The 351-nt window shown below is 64.4% G+C and carries 1 protein-coding gene; it reads left to right on the top strand.

All coding sequences use genetic code 11. The features are described 5' to 3' along the window. Positions 1 to 351, top strand: a 351-nt coding sequence (locus JHD62_RS21640) for a type VI secretion system Vgr family protein (RefSeq protein ID WP_233161159.1), incomplete at both ends; no start/stop codon positions are given.

Here is a 351-nt window from a genome sequence, read left to right as displayed (position 1 = left end):
GCTGGAGCCCCGGCGGGGACTCGCGCGCGGTACGGCTGGCCAAACCGTTTGCCGGACGGCAATTCGGCTTCCACATGCCCATCCACGCCGGCACCATCGTCCACCTCGCCTTCAGCGATGGCGACCCCGACCACCCCTACATCGCCGCCATTACCCATGACAACGAGCGGCCAGACCACATCACCAGCCAATGGCACAGCCGCAATGTCATCCGCACCAAGGCCAACAACAAGCTGCGCATGGAGGATTTGCAGGGCAAGGAACACATCAAGCTGGCCAGCGAATACGGCAAAAGCCAGCTGAATATCGGCCACCTGGTGGATGCCGCCCGCGCGCCACGCGGCGAAGGGT

The organism is Aquitalea sp. ASV11 (assembly GCF_016429185.1).
Lineage (GTDB): Bacteria > Pseudomonadota > Gammaproteobacteria > Burkholderiales > Chromobacteriaceae > Aquitalea > Aquitalea pelogenes.
Note: the sequence above shows the minus strand (reverse complement) of the source record. Positions and strands in the feature narration are given on the sequence as shown.